Genomic DNA, 22,101 nt, shown 5'->3' on the forward strand with positions numbered 1-22,101 from the left:
TTCAAATTTTTGGTTGCTGTGCTAAAAACTGTGTCAGCTTGCTTTGATCGATGGCTTCATACTGCGATAGGAAGCGACCGATCGCTTGAACGACTGCCGGTAGATGACCCGCTTCATCATTTTCAATCTGCAGCACGAGCAATGGTTCGTGCAGGCTCATTCGCAGCAAGAACCAGCCTTGACCATAGGGACCCGTTAGATTAATACGAATGCCTTCCTCATTTTCTGGATCAATCTGCCAGCCTGGCAGCAAATGATCGGCTAAATCCGCGATCACTTGGCGACCATAGTCTTGATAATTACTTTGCCGGATGGTAAAGCGCAATTCTTGGGTCTCAGCGGGTTGTTGCAATGCTGCGATCAGTTCATCCAGCGTCGTACCTTGCTCTTGCAGTTGTGGCAGCATCATCAAGAGCTTGGCGATCACGTACGCCCCGTCATCTAAAAAGAAATTTTCTTTAAACGCGGCATGCCCGCTGGTTTCGATGGCTAACTGTGTGTCCAGTCCTGCTTCATTCAGTTCGATCGCTTTGTTGATCACATTACGATAGCCAGAAATATAGCGTACTTGCTGTCCCCCCAGTGCTTCGATAAAGGTTTTTAAATGATTGGAGGTTGGCGAATTGGTGACGATACGTGTGCCAGGGTGTTCCGCTAAGATGATCTTGCTTAATACAGCGATCATATTGTTGCGGTTCAATGGCTCACCGCTTTTGGTCACGACGGCTGAACGGTCGACATCGGTATCGAAAATAATGCCTAGATCGGCTTGTTCTCGTAAGACGGCTTCACGGATACTCGCCATCGCCTCTTTATTGTCTGGATTGGGAATATGGTTAGGAAAATGCCCATCTGGTTCTAAAAATTGCGAGCCATTCGTATCTGCTCCCAGCGGAATTAACACTTTTTCTGCAAAAAAGCCGCCGGCACCATTGCCTGCATCAACAATGATCTTTAATCCAGCCAATGGTTTTTCGGTATTGGTGCCCATTCCTTGGCGAATCTTTTGCAGCAGATCTTGGGCATAAGGCGTCAGCAGGTCTTTTTGCTGATAGCTTCCTTTTTCCGCTGCCTCATGAACGGTAGTGTGGGTCAAAATATAGTGGATATCGGATTTTTCCGCACCGCCTTGGCGGCTGAAAATTTTTATTCCATTAAAGTAATAAGGCAAATGACTCGCTGTCAGCATCACACCGGCATCACAGTCAAAATCTTCAAATTGTGTACTCATAAACATGGCTGGTGTCGTTGCCAAGCCGCAATCGATCACTGCCACGCCTTCTTGCTGCAGCTGTGCCATCAACACTTCTTGCAGTGCTTCACCACTCAAGCGACTGTCACGACCGACTGCCACGCAAAAAGGTCCGCTGCCCTTTGTTGCCAACCAGTTGCGCAAGCCTGAAGCAACTTGCCGGACCGCTTGCTCCGTCAGTGTCACCTGTTCTTTTTCAGTGGCGATCGCAATTCCCCGAATATCAGAACCATTTTGTAATTCAACGATGTTCATTTCCTCCACCCCTTCTTGTAACCGGAATCAATTTTATTATACCAGAGAAACAAGGAAATGAAATTGCTTTTTAGTATTTTTTACTATAAATAATTTGCTTCATCTATTCTTTAAAAGGAATCCCTTCCAGTTGCAGTAATCGGCGTTTGGTTGCTAACCCGCCCCGATACCCCGTCAAGCGACCGTTTTTTCCTAACACACGATGACAAGGAACCACGATCATCATCGGGTTACGCCCCACTGCATTGGCGACAGCTCGAACAGCGGTCGGACGTTGGATGCGCAGCGCCAAGTCACTGTACGTAGTCGTTTGTCCATAAGGAATTTGGGTCAGTGCTTGCCAAACGGTTTGTTGAAACGGCGTCCCGACAAAATCAAACGCAAAAGTAAATGTCACTGGTTCCCCTGCGAAATAAGCTTGTAGCTGCGCTTCAATTACTGAATCAAGGTCAGCTGTATCACTGATTTCAGCCAGCGGAAAGAACTTGAGTAATTCATGATGATCCTGCTGCCGACCAAAATATACTAGCCCTTTTTCCGATTGGACCACTTCATACCACTCATCATCTAAAACGATCTTTGCCAATGCTAGTTTCATGTTTTCACCTCATGGAATCCATTTTTCGCAGCACAACTGCTTACGTGCTGCCGCCGTTGTGCGGCTGTCTCAGTGACAGTATACCATTTTTTCGAGCTGCGCAAAAAAACCGATTGGCTTATTGCCAATCGGTCGTTGCAAATAGTGGGAAAATAGGTTACTCTCCAGCTGCTCCAACTTTGAGCCATAGCACTGGCAGGATCAATCCAATTCGATTTTTCCAGTATATAGCTGATAATAGGTGCCTTTTTCAGCCAATAGTGTTTCATGGGTCCCCCGCTCAATGATGCGGCCATGATCCATTACCATGATGACATCGGAGTTTTGGATCGTAGACAATCGGTGGGCGATCACAAACACGGTCCGTCCAGACATCAAACGGTCCATCCCTGATTGGACGATCCGCTCTGTACGGGTATCGATGCTTGAGGTGGCTTCGTCTAAGATCATCACTGGCGGATCAGCGATCGCTGCGCGAGCAATGGCCAACAGCTGACGTTGCCCTTGGGAAAGTCCTTCGCCATCTCCCGTGATCACGGTATCGTATTTATCTGGCAAATGGTTGATAAACATGTCGGCATTGGCTAGCTTCGCCGCTGCCAGCACTTCTTCATCACTAGCATCTAGTTTCCCAAAGCGAATATTCTCGCGAATCGTTCCGGTAAACAAATGGGTGTCTTGCAAGACGATTCCTAATGAGCGGCGCAGGGATTCCAGATGGATTTTTTCAATATTGATACCATCATAGCGAATCTTCCCATCTTGGATATTGTAGAATCGATTGATCAGATTGGTGATCGTTGTCTTACCAGCACCTGTGGCACCGACAAAGGCAACTTTTTGTCCGGGTTCTGCATAAAGATTGATATCATGTAAGACCAGTTGATTGTCGACATAACCAAAATCAACGTCTTCAAACCGCACGTCTCCCGTCACTTCCGTATAGGTAATGGTTCCATCCTCGTGGGGATGTTTCCACGCCCACGTGCCGGTTCGTTCTTTGGTTTCAACTAGCTGACCTTGGGACCATTTGGCATTGACCAGTGTGACGTAGCCATGATCGATTTCTGGCGTTTCATCTAATAGGTTGAAAATTCGCTCAGCACCGGCTAACGCCATGATCACAAAGTTGATTTGTTGTGACACTTGGCTGATAGGACCATTCAATGAACGGCTCAGCTGCAAGAAAGAAGCGATCATCCCAACCGTTAGTCCAGAAACACCATTGATGGCAAACAGGCCACCAATGATGGCGATCAAGACATATTGGACATTCAGTAAGTTCATCATGATCGGCATCAAGGTATTGGCATTGACATTGGCTTTAGTGGCACTTTCTTGTAGTTGGTCATTTAAGGCATCAAATTCTTCCATGACGATCTTTTCATGATTGAAGATCTTGACGACCTTTTGCCCGTGCATCATTTCTTCGATATACCCGTTGACAGCGCCTAAATCTCGTTGCTGGGCGCCAAAGAAGCGGCCGCTGCGGCGAGAAATGATGCGGATCACATTTAGCATCAAAATAACCGACAGCATCACGAACAGAGTCAATGGGACACTGATGGAGAACATGGCGATAAAGACGGAACAAAAGGTTACTGCCGCCATCATCAAGTTCGGAATACTTTGAGAGATCATTTGACGCAACGTATCCGTATCATTAGTAAAATGGCTCATGATGTCGCCATCTGAGCGGGCATCAAAGTAGCCGACGGGCAGAGACTGCATATGCGTGAACATTTGGTCCCGGATTTTTTTCTGTGTCCCTTCACTGATTTTGACCATCATAAAGTTATAGGTCAGTGCGGCCAAGATTCCAATCAGGTAGATGATCGCCATTTGAACGATCGCCCGAAACAAGCCGCCAAAATCAGGATTGGCTTGCCCTAAGAGTGGTGTGATATGATCGTCGATCACGACTTGTAAAAACAACGAACCGCGTACGTTGGCAAAGGCACTTAACAAGATCATGACCACGACGAACAGGAGTTGTCCTTTGTAGTCGCCAAACATCGTTCGCAATAAACGTTTCAATGTGCGCTTGGGATTTGCTGCTTGTCTATTCTTCACCTTCACCAAATCCTTTCTGCTGCGAATGGTACACTTCTTGATAGATGGCATTGTTTGCCAACAATTCTTCGTGGGTACCGATGCCGTTGATTTTTCCATCATCCATTACGATGATCCGGTCGGCGTCTTCGATCGAGTTGATCCGTTGAGAAATAATGATCGTCGTCGTTCCCGGAATTTCTCGTTTCAAGCCTTCGCGGATACTGCGATCGGTTTTGGTGTCGACGGCACTAGTAGAATCATCGAGAATCAAGATTTTCGGTTTCTTCAGCAAGGCGCGAGCAATCGTCAACCGTTGTTTTTGCCCACCGGAAACATTGTTTCCTCCTTGCGAAATCTGTGTTTCATACTTGTCAGGAAACTCTTGAATAAAAGGATCGGCTTGTGCGATCGTTGCCACGCGCTGGATCTCTTCATCCGATGCCTCTTCATTGCCCCAACGCAAATTGTCGTTGATAGTGCCGCTAAAGAGTACATTGTTTTGCAAGACCATACTTACTTGGTCCCGCAATGCTTCTAAATCATAGTCGCGAACATCATGACCGCCGACGATGACACGCCCTTCAATCACATCATATAAGCGCGGGATCAGCTGGACGAGGGTGGATTTCCCACTCCCGGTTCCACCAATTATCCCAATGACTTCACCGGATTCGATGTGTAGATTCGCATCCGTCAGCGCCAACTTGTTTTTGTCATTGGCGTAACTAAAGCCAACATTTTCAAAAACGATGGAGCCGTCTTTGATCTCTTTGACCGGATCGGCGGGATTTTTCAAGTCACTTTCTTCATCTAATACTTCCACGACCCGTTCTGCCGACGTTCGTGCGATCAAAATCTGCACGAAAGCCATCGACATCATCATCAAGCTCATCAAAATCTGCATCGTGTAGTTGAACATGCTGACTAATTCACCAGTCGTCAGGCTACTTTGTTCCACGATCAACTGGGCACCAAACCATGACAAGAGCAGCATACATGTATAGACTGCAAATTGCATCAATGGCATGTTAAAGGAAACGATCCGTTGCGCCAGCGTGAAATTCCGATAAACATCGGTGGACACTTCGCCAAACAGTTCTTCTTGCTGTTCTTCCCGAACATACGATTTCACGACACGAACCCCTTGTAAATTCTCTTGCACCACATTATTCAAGCGGTCATAAATGCGGAATACTTTTAAAAACAGTGGGTGGGCAAAACGAATCACTAAGGCAAGGCCAATCGCTAAGATCGGTAAAACAACTAAGTAGATCGTCATAAGTTCTGGGCTGATGGTGCTAACCATTGCAAGTGAGAAAATCAGAACTAACGGGCTGCGGACCAGAATACGAATAATCATTTGATACGCATTTTGGACGTTGGTCACGTCAGTGGTCAAGCGGGTGATCAAACTGGAGGAAGAAAAGCGGTCAATGTTTGAAAAGGAAAAATCTTGGATTCGGCGAAACAGATTGTGCCGCAGGTTGCGGGCAAAACCAGCCGAAGCGATCGCTGCGGTTCGTCCGCCAAGCGTTCCTAAAAGTAATGCGATCAAGGAACATAAAAAAAGCAAGCCGCCATCTCTTAGAATCACACCGGCGTCTCCTTTTTCGATCCCTTGGTCGATCATCATGGCCATGATCAGGGGCATAATGACATCTAAGGCAACCTCTCCTGCTACATACACAGGGGTCAGCAAGCTGTCCTTCTTATAGCTGCCAACATTCGCGAGTAATTTTTTTATCATTTGTTTCGTCCCTTCTATAGATGGCACTGCGGAGCCATTTTTTATCGTTACCATCAAGTTTACTTTATCGATCCAGCGATTTCAAGCGGCTCGCTCGTGTTTTTTTTTACAATTAGTAAGTAAAAACACCCTTCCAAGGAAGGGTGCTTACCTTTTGATGCGGTTTGAAAAAGCGCTTGGTAGGAATTATTCGGTAGCGTTTGAACCAGCGGTACTGATCGGTTCATCGGTATCGTCACCGCCATCATCTGCCGGCGGTGTTTGGGTACTGCCTTGCAGATTGCCACGACTGATCCCGATAGTGATCCACGTTTCTAAGGGAATAAACTCGCCGTAGCGGCTCATTTCAACGACGGTTCCTTTCGGTTCCGCCGAATCGACATAGTAGATTTCGTAATAGACATTGGCGCCTTTTGATTTGTATTCATCAAAGAATAGTTTTGGCAAGTCGCCTTCCGTTGCTTGGAAACGGATGTCTTTCAAATACGGTCTGCCTAATGAGTAGACGACTTTGACAGTTGGCAAAGTATCGCTTTCGCTGTATTCTTTGCCGGCTTCCTCCGACTGACTCAAGAAACTACCATACGCCACTTGATCGGAATAGACCGTGCTGACTTGCAGCGGGATCTTCGATTCTAGACCTTGGGCTTCTTCGATCGTGTATTGTGAAAAATCTGGAACGGTCAAAGCCTGGCCTTTTGAGACCTTCACCACAAATTCTTCTTTTTTCGCAAGTTTGCTGCCTTTGACTGGTTCTTGTGAAACCACCAGGTCTAGGGCGACACTGTCAGAAAAGACGGTTTCTTCTTTGTATTTCAAGTCATTCTTTTTCGCCCATTCGGAAGCTTCACTTTTGGCTTTGCCTGTAAAATCAGGTACTTCAATATTTTTTTCAAAAACTTCTTTGCCCTTTGAATAATAGACACTCAAACGGTCTTTGCGTTTGTATTCGGCTAAATCAAGCTCTTTGTTGGCTGCTTCTTGTTTAATAAAAGCTTCTGCTGCTACGTTGTCGTCAAATTGTTCGATCAAAGAGAGGTTCTCGGCTTTATTGCTGGCGATCCATTCTTTTGCTTCGGTCACTTGCATCGCTGAAAAATCTGGCAGCTCTAAGCGTTCTTCAGGATCAGGCCCGAGACTCGCCGTCAGTGTCAGTGTGGCACCTTTCTTGATCTTTTTGTCAGGGTCAACACTTTGGTCGATTACTTGGTTGACGTCTTTGTCAAAGTCATATTCTTGCTCCACTTTGATAGCGACGCCTTCTTCCATGCCCCACGTCCGCGCTTCTGACAGATCTTGGGCAGTGAAATCCGGCACCTTCACATGGGTCATCTGATAATAGACGATCCCGATCACGGTAACCGCCAAGGCGGTCAGTAAAGCAATCAGCAAGATTTTTTTCTGCCGACGCTTTTTGTAGGTCGGATCAAATTCCGTTTCTTCTTTCCCAAAACGGCTGACTGGTTCCTTTGACGCTATCTTCTCCGTCGAAGAACTCGCTGCTTTTGCTTCAGTCGTCTGTGTTTGTTGACGGGCTGCCGAGCGACTCATCGGCTCACTAGCTGTCGGCTCTTCTGATTGGTGAACCGTCGTTGGCTCCGCTGGTTTGCTCGCTTGCTCAGCGCCGCTTGCATTTTGATCTCCGACAGGTTCGCTAGTTTTTTTCTCGCTATTGCCAGCAGGCTTCTTTTTGCCATCATAGTTGTCCGGGCTGAAATTTGATAAAAAATCACTCATGCTTACTCAACACACCTTTACGTAAATACAAGACTTCATCTGCTTGTTGGGCGATCTCATTGGCGTGGGTCACGACGATCACACATTTGTTGTGGACGTGAGCCAGCTCTTTAAAGATATCGATGATCTCTTGCTCCATTTCTTCATCCAAATTTCCGGTTGGTTCATCCGCTAAAATGATATCGACATTGGTGGCTAATGCCCGCGCGATCGCTACCCGTTGTTGTTCACCACCAGATAATTGATTGACGAGCCGATCAGCTTTTTCCTTGGTGATGCCAATATAATCCAGTAAATTGTACGCCACTTCTCGTTGATTGTCCGGCAACTGATTTTTCGTGATTGCCATCGGCACTAAGACATTCTCGACTGCACTCAAATAAGGAATCAGATTATAGCTTTGGAAAATAATACTGATGTCGTCGCGGCGGTAATTCTCATGCCCGATTTTTTCGATATCGGTGCCTTCATAAAGTACTTGTCCACTTTTCGGACTATCCAGTGCACTGATCAAGGACAAAAACGTCGTTTTTCCCGAACCAGATTGACCTAAGATGGCATAAAATCGGCCTTTTTCAAAAGAAACAGAAGTCTCTTTCAGTATATAGCGACGCTGATCGCCGTCTTGGTAATAGTAATCGACTGCTTTGGTTTCTAATAAAGTCATCGTTGGTTCCTCCTACATCATGATTTTCTTTGGATTCAGGCGCAAAATATACAATAGCGGTAAAATCGCTGAGAGTAAGACAGTTCCTAGACCTAACAGCAGATACGTGATGATGTAGCCTGCTGAGAAGGACACTTGATAGGCATTCTTGATATCCATGTAATCAATATTAGCTGCCATCAAACCGCCATAATAAACACCGCCCATATCATTTTGATTGCTCATCCAATCGTTTTGCATCAAGGTATTTGAAACGGCCCCACCTAATAAGTTCCCAGTCACTAAGGACAATAGCAGTGCGGCTAAACTAACCAGCAAGACTTCAATCACGATCTGTCCAATGACTTTCCCACGGCTTTCCCCCAAGGAAAGATAGATCCCTAATTCTTGTTTCCGATCTCGTAAGAAAAGTAGGACCACTAAGGAAATGATAAAGATGGTTGCGATCGATGCAATGATCACGATGTAATTTGCGATCACTCCTAAACGAGTAAAACCACCGGCGATCTGCTCGTATTGATCCGTATTGGCAACGACGCGGTAATATTGCGGCAATAACGCACCGGCTTCTTGTTTAAAAGCTTCGACGTCATCCGTTGAATTTAGGACAAAGATCGGCTGATAATAGGCGTCTGACTCTTCTTCGATCACTTCTTGACCCCAAAGCTTTTCAGACTGCAATTTGTTAAAATCTTGCACTAAATTATTGCTAGCATAAAAGGTGTTGATTTGATCCATCACTTGCCATATCTGATCACTATTTTGAGAATTGCTCTGATCTGATGAATTGCCTTGATTGCTTTGATCCTTTTTAACGACAGAAAAGATCCCTGCAATGGTCACGGGATAATCAAAGGTTGCGACACGATTGCCACTTTCAGCTGTTTCGTCCGTCGCCTCCTCACTATCGTCACTCACTGCTTCGCTTGAGCCTTCTTCCATCATGACTTCTGCCCGTGTATCCCACACCAATTGATCACCGACACTCAGGTTATTCAATTCTGCGATCTCTTTACTGATCAATACCGCGTTCGTCAACTCACTGACATCTTTTTCTGTCAATCCCTCGCCTTCCTCCAAGCGAATCAAGCCTTCTTGCATGTCTAATGGCTCAACCAAATTTCCACCCTTCAAGGTGAAATAGTTGCCACCCATGCCGACCGAGCCATCCTCTGGCGTATAGGCTTTCAATTTTGTTGTTTCTAACCACGCTTGATTTTGGTAATCAAAATATTTCACATAGCTTAACTGGCCGATTTGCTCATAAACATCCAATGCTGGTGGTTTCGGATAAAAATCCTCTCGAGACCGCTCTTCATCCGAAACATCTGCGTTGTCTTTTTCAAAACCTTCCCAATCCATTTCCACCGTAGCTACGTTCCCCATTTTGCGTTTTGTCTCACGCTCCACGTTGGCAGTGGATTGTTGAATTGCTACAGCACCAGCGATCACATTGCCTAGAATAAATAGAACTAAAAATAAAATAAATGATTTCCCTTTTCTTCTGGTGATACTTTTTAATGCACGCTGCCAAAAGTTCATTGTTATTTCCTCCAGTGACATTATTTTTTAACAATTATTCCATACTTCTCCCTTAAGAACAATCGCAATAAAGGGTCGTTTTTCGAATTTAAAATATTAAAAAACGAACGCAAACGACATTTTCATTTAAAAACCCTTATAAAAGAACAAGAAAAAGATGTTAAATAACAAATAAAAGAATGGGATTTTTGCTAACAGTTTTGTAAGATTTCCCGATTTCAACTTAGATTTCCTTTGGATCCCATCAAAAACGCTTGGCGCTTTCGAGAGGATAAAAAAACGAAGGAATTCTCCCACTTTTTCCAGCGAGAAAATCCTTCGTTTTGTATCACTTATTTTTCTTTCGTATCGATCACGATCGTCACCGGGCCATCATTGACCAAGGCGACTTGCATATCTGCGCCAAATTTTCCGGTAGCAACAGTGATCCCTTCGGCTTTTAAGCCTTCATTAAAGGCTTCGTAAAGCGGGATCGCAATACTTGGCGGTGCCGCTTGAATGAAGCTGGGGCGATTGCCTTTCTTGGTCTCCCCATAGAGGGTAAACTGTGAAATACTCAAGACGGAACCGTTTATGCTTTCCAGTGACCGATTCATTTTGCCCTCTTCGTCTTCAAAAACCCGTAAATTCTTGATTTTTCTTACGAGATAAGCCACATCGTCACCTGTATCCTCATGGGTGATCCCCAACAAAACCATGAATCCCTGTTGGATCGCACCGACGACATTGTCCTCAATCGACACGCTTGCTTGACTGACTCGCTGGATCACTGCCCGCATTCTTTCTCATCCCTTCGTACGTCTGACGCTGTAAACATCTGGAATCTGTTTGATCTTATCAACGATCGATTTCAAATGAGTCAAATTCTGAATCGCCACCGTGATGCGGATCGTTGCCATTTTGTCTTTGTTGGTTTTGGCTTCGACACTTACCAAACGCTTGGTGACGCTATTGACTGTCTGTAAGACATCGTTGAGTAAACCAGAACGATCATAGCCATAGATCTCAAGATCGGCATCGTATTCCTTGTTGATGTCGGTGGCATCTTCCCACTCAACGTCGATCAAACGGTTCGCGGCGTCTTTGTTTTGAACATTGGGACAATCGCTGCGGTGGATCGAGATCCCCCGGCCTTTGGTAATGTAGCCGACGATCGAATCCCCAGGAACCGGATTGCAGCAGCGGGAGATGCGGATCAACAAGTTATCGACCCCTTCAATGACAATGCCGCCTTCGTGACGAACCTTCATTTTTTCTGGTTCTTTTTTCGCCGGTTGATTGATCATCTCTTGGACTTGCTGCTTTTGCTTCTCGATTTGTTTCTCCCGCCGTTCTTCTTCGGTCAAACGGTTGGCTAAGGTCGTGGGACTGACTTCCCCATAGCCGACAGAGGCAAATAGATCATCTTCTGTTTGGTAGTTGAACCGTTCGCAAGCTTCCGCCATTTTGCTTTTCGTCAAAAATTCTTTCGGCACAAAGCCCATATCTTGTAAAGTACGAACCACTGCCTCATGCCCTTTGATGATATTCTCATCACGATCTTGGGCTTTAAAAAATCGTTTGATTTTGTTCTTCGCTTTGCTGGTAGCCACTAGTTTGACCCAGTCGCGGCTTGGCCCAAAGGAATTTGGTGAGGTCAAGATCTCGATAATGTCCCCATTTTTTAGCTTGTAGTCCAATTGGACCATCTTGCCATTGACCTTGGCGCCGGTGGTTTTGTTACCGATGTCGGTATGGATGCTATAGGCAAAATCCAGTGGACTGGAGCCTTGAGGCAACTCCGTCACATCACCTTTTGGCGTAAAGACATAGACTTTGTCGCTGAAAATATCGCCTTTGACACCTTCCATAAATTCAGAAGCATCATAGCTTTCGTCTTGTAGTTCCAAGATTTCGCGGAACCAACCAACTTGTTGGGTCATCTTGTCGGCTTTGACTTTTTCCGTCTTGCCTTCTTTATAGGCCCAGTGCGCAGCAACCCCAAATTCAGCGATCTCATGCATTTCATGGGTCCGAATTTGGATCTCGACAGGATTGCCTTTGGGACCAATAACCGTCGTATGCAGTGATTGGTACATGTTGGCTTTTGGCATCGCGATATAGTCCTTGAACCGCCCTGGCATTGGTTTCCATTTTGTATGGATCGTTCCCAAAACCGCGTAACAATCTTTGATGGAGTCAACGATCACTCGGATCGCCAACAAATCATAAATTTCATTGAACTGTTTCTTTTGGTCTTTCATTTTGCGATAGATCGAGTAAATATGCTTTGGTCGACCATAGATCTCAGCATAGATATCTAGTTCTTCCGTAGCGATCCGAATCTCTTCCACGGTTTCGGAAACGTAGGATTCCCGTTCCTCTCGTTTGGTCTGCATCAAATGCACGATTCGGTAATATTGCTGTGGATTCAAGTAACGCAAAGAAATATCTTCTAATTCCCATTTGATGCGGCTGATCCCTAAACGATGAGCCAATGGGGCATAGATTTCCATCGTTTCTTGGGCGATACGGCGTTGTTTGTCTTCCCGCAAATGTTTCAACGTACGCATATTATGTAAACGGTCAGCCAGTTTGACCATGATGACCCGTAAATCTTGCGCCATGGCGATCAACATTTTTCGATGATTTTCTGCTAATTGTTCTTCATGAGATTTGTATTTGATCTTACCCAGCTTGGTCACGCCATCCACTAGCATCGCTACATCGGCACCGAATTCTTCTTTTAGATCGGCTAGCGTCACATCAGTATCTTCGACGACATCATGCAAAAAACCTGTTGCAACGGTATGTGGGTCCATCTGCAATTCTGCCAAGATCCCCGCAACTTGGATTGGATGAATAATGTAAGGCTCGCCGGATTTACGGAATTGTTCTTTGTGGGCTTCTGTCGCATAGTCTAATGCTTTTTGGACAAAGGCAACGTGTTCTTCACTCATATAATGAGCGACCAATTTGATGACATTGGGCCCGGTCAATATAACTTCTTTTGCCATTCATTCCGCCTCCTGCTCTTCTTTTTTGTGCTATCAAAAAGGCAGACAGAAGTCACTGTTAACGTCTCGTCACGCACCCAAAGCCTTGCGGACAAACGTTCTAAGCATGGGACTCCTGTCTAACCTGCAGTTCTTATTTAGTAGTATTATTATACAAATTTTTCAGCTATTTTTCAATCGCTGTTGTTCAAAGCATATCGGGTGCTGGCTGGTCCTTAAGCAATTCTTCAAAAACATGATACGAGAGCCCGATTTTCTCGGCGCCGGCAGCTCGTAATGATTCCAGAGCTTGTTCATCGACCGTATCGGGATTGATCTGGATCGACAGTTGGCTGCCACCATCTAAGGAAAACAAGCTCACGTCATGCAATGCTTCTGCTAGTGGTTGTTTTTGTCCTAACACGATCTTTGGCCAAGCTTCTTCTTTCAAGCGCTGTGCCACTTGGATCTTCGTCAATTCATTCATGATTTCGGTCTGTACAGCTAAGCGGATCTCCCCTCCTGTCAAGGTCAAGGAGCGGATCGTTTCGGTCAACTCTGCAAAGCCATGATCATTTTCCATGAAGGAAGAAGCCGGTAGCCAGACTTCTAAAAAATCGGCACCTTCCATAAACGCCCGACCGATTTCAAACGCTACTTTTGCCAGTGTTCCTTGGGCAAGGGGGTAATCGATCACTGCGCCGATTTGTAGGGAAGAGCCTTGTGCCAAGATTTTCGCCCGCCGAATGGCACTAGGCAAAACGACGACTTCCTTTAAGGCCGTCTTATATTGATTGATAAAATCCTTCAAGACCCAGTCGGTCAGATCGGCCGTCAACAAACGGACACTGATTGCTTCTTGGTTCTTATTCATCAACTCACATCCTCTTTAGTTCCGTTAGCACACTGACAGCACTTAAAAAATAAAACGGTGCTGTTTCTGTTCGTAAAATCCGAGGGCCTAACCCGCATAATTTGGCGTTGTTTTCCTGGGCTTCTTCGATTTCGGAGGGGGTCAGACCGCCTTCTGGGCCAAAGATCGCTAAAACTTTGCTACCAACGGACAATGCGGTGATCACTTGCAGCAGCATCGCTGCTTCTCCTTGCTTGGCTGATTCTTCATAAGCCACTAGGACCGCATCATACTGACTGAGGCTTTGCCAAAATGCTTTGGCGTTATCCAGCAGTGTGATGGCTGGTGCGATCTGCCGTTGGGATTGCTCCGCCGCTTCTTGGGCGATTTTTTGCAGCCGCTGCTGCTTTTTCTGTAACTTCTTTTGATCCCATTTCACGACCGAAGTTTGCGCAGGAAAACCGATAAAGGCTGCCGCCCCCAGTTCCGTGCCTTTTTGAACGATCAAGTCCAGCTTGTCGCCTTTCGGGTAGCCGCTAGCGATCGTGACCTGCAGCGGCAATTCCTTGTCCTGCTGTTCTTTTTCGACTTCCTCTAAGTAAACCGTTTCTTCATCCGCCTCTTTGATCTTGGCGATGATCGCCAAATGATCCTCAAAGACTAAACCGACTTTCGTGCCGGGCGTCATGCGCATCACTCGGATCATATGGTGGAAAGGTTCTCCCGAAACGGCAAACACCGCTTTTGCTTCATAAGGCTCCTGTAAAAAATATCGCTGCATCTTACTCTACCTCTGGTTTTTTAAAGGCGATCGCATACCAGTCTTTTTGATTGAACAATTGATCGATCTCAAAGCCTTGTGCGATCATGGCATCGATCACTAATTGTTTTTTCGTCTCAATAATCCCAGAAACGATCAAGGTGCCTTCTTGCTTCAATAGACGCCACGCATCAGGGATCATCAATAAAATGATGTCCGCTAAAATATTGGCAACGATAAGATCAGCAGGGACTGTCACTCCTTGCAAAAGGTCATTGGCTTGGACAGTCACATCGTGAGCAATGGGGTTCATCGCCATATTTTCTTGAGCGGACCTCACAGCGACTTCATCTAGATCATAAGCGAACACGTCTTTGGCACCTAAATATTTACTGGCGATACTCAACACGCCTGAGCCCGTCCCGACATCTAAGACGGTTTCGCCGCCTCGCAAGTAGACTTCTAGGGCTTGTAATGTCAACCGTGTTGTAGGATGTGTGCCGGTCCCAAAAGCCATCCCCGGATCAAGGGTGATGATCTTTTCCTCTTCTTGCAGCGGTTGATAGTTTTCCCAGCTCGGCACGATCGTCAGATAGCGGGAGATACGGACTGGATGGTAATATTTTTTCCAGGCCGTTGCCCATGCTTCTTCCACGACCTCGCTCGTTGTGATGTTGTTTTTGCCGATCGCCAAACCATACTCTGGCAGACGGTCAATGGCTGCTTTGATCGTCGGTAGCACTTCTGGTAAAAAGATCGTCTCTGGGAAATAGGCACTGACTTGCGCGCCTTCTTCTAAGGTCGTATAGGTTTCTTTATCCAAAATTTCGCCATATGCATCGCTTTTAAAATTTTCGATATCTAAAACGTCCTCGATCGCTACCCCACTTGCTCCGTGTTCCATTAAAATATTGGCGACTGCTTCCACTGCTTCGCTAGCTGTCGCTACGGTTACTTCATTCCACTTCATGTTCGTTCTCCTTAGTAACTAGGGTACGGGATCATGGTTTCCCCAGACCCGGCTTGATAGTTCGTCATTTTCTCCACAAATGCTTCTTCGTTGAATCGCAATTCAAAGATCGCTTCTTCACTGTCATCGTTCAAGAAATCAAGCAGATCGCTTTGGCCTTCTTCTAAAATTTCTTGAATGTAATCAACCAATCCGTCTAACAACGCTTTTTGGATCCCTTTTTTCCCTGCATAAGGGATCGTCGCTAAATAATCTTCTTCATCAAACGTTGATTTTTGTGGATCATACAGCAAAATCCCATCTTCAAATTCAATGATCGCTTCTTCTGATGCCACACCTTGCGCATCGTCGATCTGCACGTGGTGAGGATTTTCAGCAAACAAGCGCAGCACCAATTCGATCGTATGATTTTTGGCATCCCAATCGATCGCCACATCATAGTCGGTGATTTTTTTCGTTAATCGCTGATCTAAGTAAGTCAATATCGTTTCTTTCGCCATCACTATTCCTTCTTTCTTAACACCATCCATGGTCTTGCTGAACAGCGGTTTTTCGTATATTTGTCAAATAAGGATTGCCAGCCACTGCAAAACGAAGCGGCATCTGGGTCCATTCACCTTTGTTCGGGATACCGATCCGAGGCAATGCCAAAATTTCTTTTGGGGTACGTCGGCGCTCAGGAACCAAATGCAGCGGACTCGTAAAAATCGATTCGCCGTAAAGCTCAGCTGGAATCTGTAGTGCCTGCACTAGTTTCCCGGGGCCATTGGCTACATCCGGTCCCGTTTTTTGTCGCTGTTGTTCCATCAAGTCAATCCCATCCACCGGTTCTAGCCCGCGAATCATGACTCCTTGCGGGATGCCTTTTGGCTGCGTAATAAAGTTGACGATTCGATGCGTGTGCATCGTATATAAATAAATCGTACCTGGTTCCTGATACATCGCCCGAACCCTTGGTGTGTTTCGCATGCCCACACTATGAGCCGCCAGATCATCGGGACCTAAATACGCTTCACAATCCACGATATACCCACCTAATGTTCCTACTGGGGTCTCATGTTCCAAATACATCCCTAATAAGGCACGTGCGATGGTCGTTGTCGGCTGTGTCGCAAAAAGTGCCATTAATTCATCCATTCTCATCACCCTCTTTATTCTACACAATTCTCGGCGAACTTACTATCTTTGACTACAGAGTTACGACGATCTCAACGATTTCTTTTCAACGATCCTGATTTTTGCTGACTGAGTGGAAAATAAGGGCCCTTTTGTTTCCGTAAGGGCGCAAATCAGCTTGTTTATGAGAATGTACGTTCTTATGTTATACTTACAGGAAAAGGAGAGGATCGTTTTATGCAGCAGCCACTTGCTTATCGAATGCGGCCACGGAACTTAGATGAAGTCGTCGGACAGCAGCATTTGGTTGGCCCGGGGAAAATCATTCGCCGAATGGTCGAAGCCAAAATGCTTTCTTCGATGATCCTATACGGACCGCCGGGAACCGGAAAAACCAGCATTGCCAGTGCGATCGCCGGCTCGACACGCTATGCGTTTCGCATGCTGAACGCCGCCACAGATACAAAAAAAGACCTGCAAATCGTGGCAGAGGAAGCCAAAATGAGCGGTACTGTCATTTTATTGCTGGATGAAGTCCATCGACTAGACAAAACAAAACAAGATTTTTTACTGCCCCATTTAGAAAGCGGCAAGATCATTATGATCGGTGCCACGACGGAAAATCCCTACATTACGATCAATCCAGCGATTCGCAGTCGGACACAGATTTTTGAAGTCAAACCGCTCCAAGAAGAAGATATTTTGACCGCCATTGATCAAGCCTTAGCAGATGAAACTCGCGGTCTTGGATCAGAAACCATCGTATTGACCGATGTTGCCCGCTTGCATCTCTCGCGAGCGACCAACGGTGATTTACGAAGTGCGCTAAATGGCTTAGAACTCGCTGCCCGTTCCACACCAAAAGGACCAGACAGCATTATTCATTTGACCTTAGAAATCATCGAAGAGTGCGTACAGCGTAAAGCATTGACCCACGATAAAGATGGGGATGCGCACTATGATGTGATCTCTGCTTTTCAAAAATCGATTCGTGGCAGTGATGTGGATGGTGCGCTGCATTACTTAGGTCGTTTAGTAGAGGCAGGCGATCTGGCGATCATTTGTCGGCGCTTGATGGTCATCGGCTATGAAGACATCGGTTTAGCTAACCCAGCAGCCGCTGCTCGAACCGTCAATGCTGTGTTAGCCGCTGAACGTTTGGGCTTACCGGAAGCTCGGATTCCGTTAGCCGATACAGTGGTCGATCTATGTCTGTCACCCAAATCCAACTCTGCCTACATGGCATTGGATGCAGCGATCGCAGATATTCGCAGCGGCAAAGCTGGCGATGTCCCGGATCATTTACGAGACAGTCATTACAAAGGTGCCGAAAGCTTGAATCGGGGTGTTGGCTATCAATACCCGCATAATTTTGATGATGCCTGGGTCGATCAGCAATACTTACCTGATAAGCTGAAAAATACTCATTATTACCAACCAAAAGCCACCGGTAAATATGAGCAAGCACTAGGCCAACGGTACCAACAATTGCAGCAGCGAAAGAAAAAAAACTAGGTGCTTAGGAAAAATAGCGACTTTTTGGTATCGTTTTCAAACAACTTTATTGCACCTTCGTCATTCCTATGCTACTATAAGGGTGGGAATTCTGTGATGTACGAGTTGTCCCTTTTGTGTGTTGACCGAACATTTTTATTGATATCTTGGGATCCGTCTTGTGTCAATGCTGGTAACATGCCTTTTCCTTTGGTAGTTCGAAGCTTAGACCGTGGAACCCACCTGCTAGAATTTGCGGGATCAATACTATGGGAAAAAGAACGGCATCAACGGATATTACCCATTCTTTTTAGAATGTGCCATCTGTTTTTAACAGATGGCTTTTTTGCGTTTTCTAGCCGTTAGAAACCGTACAACGTCCTTCATCTGATATCAAAGTAAGGGTGGCTTTTGCTATTCTTTCTAGGGTTCGCTATACTAAACCTATCAACTTAGGACAGGATGGCGTATGTTTATGATTCTTCTATTATTTACGATCGTGGCACTCGTATTATTCGGCACCAGTTATTTGCTTTATGCCAAACAAGCGATTTTTTTCACTTTGATCCCTACCACCGAGGCGAATAAGGTCTTCTTAAAAACCTATAGCCTCATTCATTTCCTTTTAGGCGTGGTGGCATTGGTTGTGGGCTTTGTCGATAGGGAGCTGATTGCCTTGTTTTATTTGGCTTTGCTGCTGCTCTCTTCCGCATCTTTCAGCATCTTGCTGGCACAAAAAATGAAAAAAAAGGAAGATTAGGTTTTCCTTTTTCAGAAAAAAGCATTACAATAAAAGTAGAAGATAACAGATGGGAGTGTTTCTTATGTTACAACAATATCAACGAATCATGGTAGCCGTCGATGGGTCCAGCGAGTCCGAATTAGCCTTCAAAAAAGCCGTGAACGTGGCACAGCGGAATGATTCTGAATTAGTTTTAGCACATGTGATCGACACTCGGGCCTTTCAAACCGTTTCTTCTTTTGACGGCATGCTTGCTGAGCAAGCAACCGAAATGGCCAAACAAACCTTGAAAGACTATGAGGATTATGCACGCAAACACCAAGTAACTGCTGTCAAAACAGTGATCGAATATGGCTCGCCAAAACCGATCATTGCCAAACAATTGCCCGAAGATCACGACATCGATTTGATTATGATCGGTGCCACTGGGTTAAATGCCGTGGAACGAATCTTTATCGGTTCTGTGTCTGAGTATGTCATTCGCCATGCTGGCTGTGATGTGTTAGTTGTACGGACAGATCTAGAAAACAAAATCCCAGAAAAAGACCACACCAAAGCTTGATAGTGAGACGACCTGCCGACGAACGGCAGGTTTTTTTGTGCAAAAAAAACCGTGACAAAAGCAAAAGAGGCAACGAGCACTTAGGTCTCATTGGTCTTTTTGCCTTTGGTCACAGCTCTTTGACAAGTCGGTTATCCAAACTTGTACAGCAAAAAATGAAAGCAAAGTAATAGGTACTCCTATCTAACCATGTTTCCTTTTGATTGTAAATAGTTTTTCTGAATTTTCTGAATAAATAGTCAATTTGCCCGTTGTTTAATAAAAAAGCAAAGCGTCGTTTCCCTTAGGAAAAACGACGCCAAAATCTGTATTGATAATGGGCTATCCAGAGGCCGCTGGTCAAGAGGATCACGAAGAAAATCGGACCATTCAATAACCAAAAATCAACCGAAGTTGCAGCAAAGCCATAAAGGATGATAACAATGATGGAAAGAAACAGCGTTGCGATCGTTCCAATGGCTAACCCAAGACTCCCCGCCCCTCTCGTAAATAATTGACTGATATTGGTCCAATCCAAAAGCAGCAATCGATAATCACGAGCAAAATATTTCAAGCACAAAAGAAAACTGCTCCAAAGTGCCCCGATTAGAAAAGAGACAGCCAAAATCAGCGGCATTTTGAACAGAAGGACTGCTGCCAGCACGATGACTGCCGTTAAGCTCAGCTGCAAAACGACCCCAAAGCGGAATTTTTCCCGTAAGTAGCGCTTCATCGATAGCGGCAAGGAGCGGACAAACAAGAAATTCTCCTGATCCAGTGAGATCAAATTACTGATAAAAGAAGTCGGATTGACCATCAATGCTGCCAAGGCGATCCCTGCCACAAAAACGACACCGATAAACCGCTCATCCAATTCACTTAACTGAATCGCTCCTGTAAACACAAAGGACACTAAGAAAATGATGGGCATCAGCAACGAAGAAGAGAAGACTTGCATAATCAAATTCGGATCTCGGATCAACTGCGAGTTGTAATTAAACAACAGCTGGCCCAAGCCTTGATTGGGTTTATGCTTCCGGCGAACACTTCCTTGGTTGGGCGCCGCGGCTGCCACTTGCTCATAAAACTTCGGCAAGATCAACCGATAGAGGGCAAAAAGCAACACGCCTGCTGTGGCGATGATCCCTAGCAAGCTAAGCAAACCAGTTGTTTGAAACGGCGCCACCATCACATAATAAAAGGGCAATAAAAAGCTGATCGCTCCTCGGTCTACCACGTCTGCCTCGTAGGTATTCACCTGATTCATCATTAAGACCCCGATCACAACAACCAGCATCGTCACGCCTAGCAACAAACTAGTGACCAATTTTTTATGCTTCAAGAAAAACTTAGTCCGCGTCAGGCTGAAGACGATCAAGCTGCAAATGCTGAAGATCAAGACTAAAAACAAGCCGAACAGCAAAAACGCCCATAAGATCGTCAGCAAGAAAAAGACGTTTGCCCGAATCCCTGTCAGGAGAAATAAGACCAACAGAGGAAAAATAAACGGCGCAACGGTGAGAAATACCACCACGATTTTTGCCAGAAAAATTTCACTCTGTCGAAAGGGCAGCGGCAAATACGCTGGCAGGTCTTGACTCTCGAAAAAGACATTGTAAATAGACGAAATCCCTTGGGAAAAGCCTAAAATCCCGAACAAAGCGACATAAGCGGTAAAAAAGCCTGGCATCTGACTAAAATCCAATGTGATCATCGTCAACCCATAGACTAGCAAAAACACTACCCCAGAAAGCGCATATTGAAACAACAAATAACTGGTCAAGGTCGAACCAGCCTTGCCTTTTTTGCGGGCTTTGTCTGTTAGTTGGGGATTGGCATACCGCAAATTAACGGAGGTCAGCGTCAGAAATTGTTGTTTTCGCATCTACGCTTCCTCCGCTTCTGCAAGAATCGCTTCTTCTTGACTTCTCCCAGTCATTTGCAGATAGATCGTTTCCAAAGAAAGCGACGGATGCTGTGCCAGCAAATCTGCCACTGAGCCATTGTACAGTAGCTCGCCTTTTTTCAAAATCGCCAATTGATCACACAACTGCTGGGCGGTGTCCAAGACATGGGTGGAAAAAATCACGGTCTTGCCCTTGGCAGCGTGCTGTTTCATCATTTCTTTTAAATCATACGCCGCTTGGGGATCTAAGCCTTGCAACGGTTCGTCCAAGATCCAAATGTCCGGATCGGGGATCAATGCCCCAATCAGCAGTGTTTTTTGCCGCATTCCATGGGAAAAGCTGGCGATGGTCTCTTCTTCATGAGACAGCATATCAAACAAGCGCCCTAATTTTTGCAAACGCTCAGCCTTTTCCGCTGCTGGCACCTCATACGCTGCGGCAATCAAGTCCCAATACTCCCCTGCTGTTAGCTGTAAAAACAAATCTGGTGTGTCCGGCACATAAGCAATTTGTTTTTTTATCGCTTCCCGATGTTCCACGAGGGATTGACCATCAAAATAGATTTCTCCACTTGTTGGCTGCAAAATACTCACTAAGCTTTTGATCGTAGTCGACTTCCCTGCCCCGTTGTGTCCCAGAAAGCCAAAGATCTCCCCTTGACGGATCGTCAGGGAAAGATCAGACAACGCTTTTTTTGGTCCATATTGTTTCGTCAGATTCTTGATCTCAATCATTTTCCTGCCTCCTTATTCCATACCTATTGTTATCTTACGCTGAAAAGCAGGAAATGAAAAATGTTTATTGCCATTTTTAGCAAATCAATTGACAGGAGCTGCAAAAACAAAGATAATAAGAGCACTTTAGGGGAGTAGCACATGGATCGTTCCATG

19 protein-coding genes and 1 other RNA gene are annotated in these 22,101 nt (G+C 45.5%); 4 read left to right on the forward strand and 16 right to left on the reverse strand.

What is annotated here, in order from left to right:
- Position 1: 1 nt before the first annotated feature.
- The 14 genes from IGI84_RS13995 to IGI84_RS14060 form a co-directional block, all read right to left on the reverse strand.
- Positions 2-1,507, reverse strand: coding sequence for a phosphomannomutase/phosphoglucomutase (locus tag IGI84_RS13995; RefSeq protein ID WP_081117812.1), 1,506 nt, complete (start codon positions 1,505-1,507; stop codon positions 2-4).
- A gap of 103 nt (positions 1,508-1,610) precedes the next feature.
- Positions 1,611-2,105 carry a methylated-DNA--[protein]-cysteine S-methyltransferase gene (locus IGI84_RS14000; RefSeq protein WP_086291609.1) on the reverse strand — a complete coding sequence of 165 codons (495 nt, stop codon included), beginning with the start codon at positions 2,103-2,105 and terminating at the stop codon, positions 1,611-1,613.
- A 201-nt stretch (positions 2,106-2,306) separates the two neighbouring features.
- Positions 2,307-4,229: an ABC transporter ATP-binding protein gene (locus IGI84_RS14005; RefSeq protein ID WP_228078928.1), complete on the reverse strand. Its 1,923-nt coding sequence runs from the start codon at positions 4,227-4,229 to the stop codon at positions 2,307-2,309.
- Positions 4,168-5,907, reverse strand: coding sequence for an ABC transporter ATP-binding protein (locus tag IGI84_RS14010; protein ID WP_081117814.1), 1,740 nt, complete (start codon positions 5,905-5,907; stop codon positions 4,168-4,170). Before IGI84_RS14010 ends, IGI84_RS14005 begins: the two co-directional genes overlap by 62 nt.
- A gap of 186 nt (positions 5,908-6,093) precedes the next feature.
- Entirely contained in the window at positions 6,094-7,644 is a 1,551-nt protein-coding gene (locus IGI84_RS14015; protein ID WP_220426512.1) for a PASTA domain-containing protein, read from the reverse strand.
- Positions 7,637-8,311 carry an ABC transporter ATP-binding protein gene (locus IGI84_RS14020; RefSeq protein WP_010749041.1) on the reverse strand — a complete coding sequence of 225 codons (675 nt, stop codon included), beginning with the start codon at positions 8,309-8,311 and terminating at the stop codon, positions 7,637-7,639. Before IGI84_RS14020 ends, IGI84_RS14015 begins: the two co-directional genes overlap by 8 nt.
- 12 nt (positions 8,312-8,323) lie before the next feature.
- Positions 8,324-9,874 carry an FtsX-like permease family protein gene (locus IGI84_RS14025; protein WP_077452330.1) on the reverse strand — a complete coding sequence of 517 codons (1,551 nt, stop codon included), beginning with the start codon at positions 9,872-9,874 and terminating at the stop codon, positions 8,324-8,326.
- A 311-nt stretch (positions 9,875-10,185) separates the two neighbouring features.
- Positions 10,186-10,632, reverse strand: a complete 447-nt coding sequence (gene dtd, locus IGI84_RS14030; RefSeq protein ID WP_077452331.1) for a D-aminoacyl-tRNA deacylase — start codon at positions 10,630-10,632, stop codon at positions 10,186-10,188.
- A 6-nt stretch (positions 10,633-10,638) separates the two neighbouring features.
- Positions 10,639-12,849: a RelA/SpoT family protein gene (locus IGI84_RS14035; protein ID WP_077452332.1), complete on the reverse strand. Its 2,211-nt coding sequence runs from the start codon at positions 12,847-12,849 to the stop codon at positions 10,639-10,641.
- A 187-nt stretch (positions 12,850-13,036) separates the two neighbouring features.
- The gene (locus IGI84_RS14040; protein WP_220426513.1) at positions 13,037-13,702 is read right to left on the reverse strand and encodes a deoxyribose-phosphate aldolase; all 666 of its coding nucleotides are present in this window, start codon (positions 13,700-13,702) and stop codon (positions 13,037-13,039) included.
- Positions 13,703-13,706: 4 nt separating this feature from the next.
- Entirely contained in the window at positions 13,707-14,462 is a 756-nt protein-coding gene (locus IGI84_RS14045) for a 16S rRNA (uracil(1498)-N(3))-methyltransferase (RefSeq protein WP_430600462.1), read from the reverse strand.
- 1 nt (position 14,463) lies between these two features.
- Complete coding sequence (gene prmA, locus IGI84_RS14050) at positions 14,464-15,411, reverse strand: 50S ribosomal protein L11 methyltransferase (RefSeq protein WP_220426514.1); 948 nt, start codon at positions 15,409-15,411, stop codon at positions 14,464-14,466.
- Between the two features lie 11 nt (positions 15,412-15,422).
- Positions 15,423-15,911, reverse strand: coding sequence for a DUF3013 family protein (locus IGI84_RS14055; protein WP_200126780.1), 489 nt, complete (start codon positions 15,909-15,911; stop codon positions 15,423-15,425).
- Positions 15,912-15,927: 16 nt separating this feature from the next.
- On the reverse strand, positions 15,928-16,548 hold the full coding sequence (locus tag IGI84_RS14060) for a DNA-3-methyladenine glycosylase (protein WP_220426515.1): 621 nt from the start codon (positions 16,546-16,548) through the stop codon (positions 15,928-15,930).
- 216 nt (positions 16,549-16,764) lie between these two features.
- Between IGI84_RS14060 and IGI84_RS14065 the strand changes: the two genes are divergently transcribed.
- The 4 genes from IGI84_RS14065 (at position 16,765) to IGI84_RS14080 (ending at position 19,325) form a co-directional block, all read left to right on the forward strand.
- Positions 16,765-18,042: a replication-associated recombination protein A gene (locus IGI84_RS14065; protein WP_220426516.1), complete on the forward strand. Its 1,278-nt coding sequence runs from the start codon at positions 16,765-16,767 to the stop codon at positions 18,040-18,042.
- 85 nt (positions 18,043-18,127) lie between these two features.
- Positions 18,128-18,322: non-coding RNA, 6S RNA (ssrS, locus tag IGI84_RS14070), on the forward strand.
- Between the two features lie 168 nt (positions 18,323-18,490).
- Entirely contained in the window at positions 18,491-18,781 is a 291-nt protein-coding gene (locus IGI84_RS14075) for a hypothetical protein (RefSeq protein ID WP_005233435.1), read from the forward strand.
- Between the two features lie 64 nt (positions 18,782-18,845).
- A complete protein-coding gene (locus IGI84_RS14080) occupies positions 18,846-19,325 on the forward strand; it encodes a universal stress protein (protein WP_086291598.1) in 480 nt (159 codons plus the stop codon).
- Positions 19,326-19,608: 283 nt separating this feature from the next.
- Here the strand turns inward: IGI84_RS14080 and IGI84_RS14085 are convergent, their stop codons facing one another.
- A complete protein-coding gene (locus tag IGI84_RS14085) occupies positions 19,609-21,189 on the reverse strand; it encodes an ABC transporter (RefSeq protein ID WP_194195254.1) in 1,581 nt (526 codons plus the stop codon).
- Entirely contained in the window at positions 21,190-21,945 is a 756-nt protein-coding gene (locus IGI84_RS14090) for an ABC transporter ATP-binding protein (protein WP_005227750.1), read from the reverse strand.
- Positions 21,946-22,101 lie beyond the last annotated feature (156 nt).

The organism is Enterococcus sp. DIV0008, from assembly GCF_050542615.1.
Taxonomy (GTDB): domain Bacteria; phylum Bacillota; class Bacilli; order Lactobacillales; family Enterococcaceae; genus Enterococcus_D; species Enterococcus_D innesii.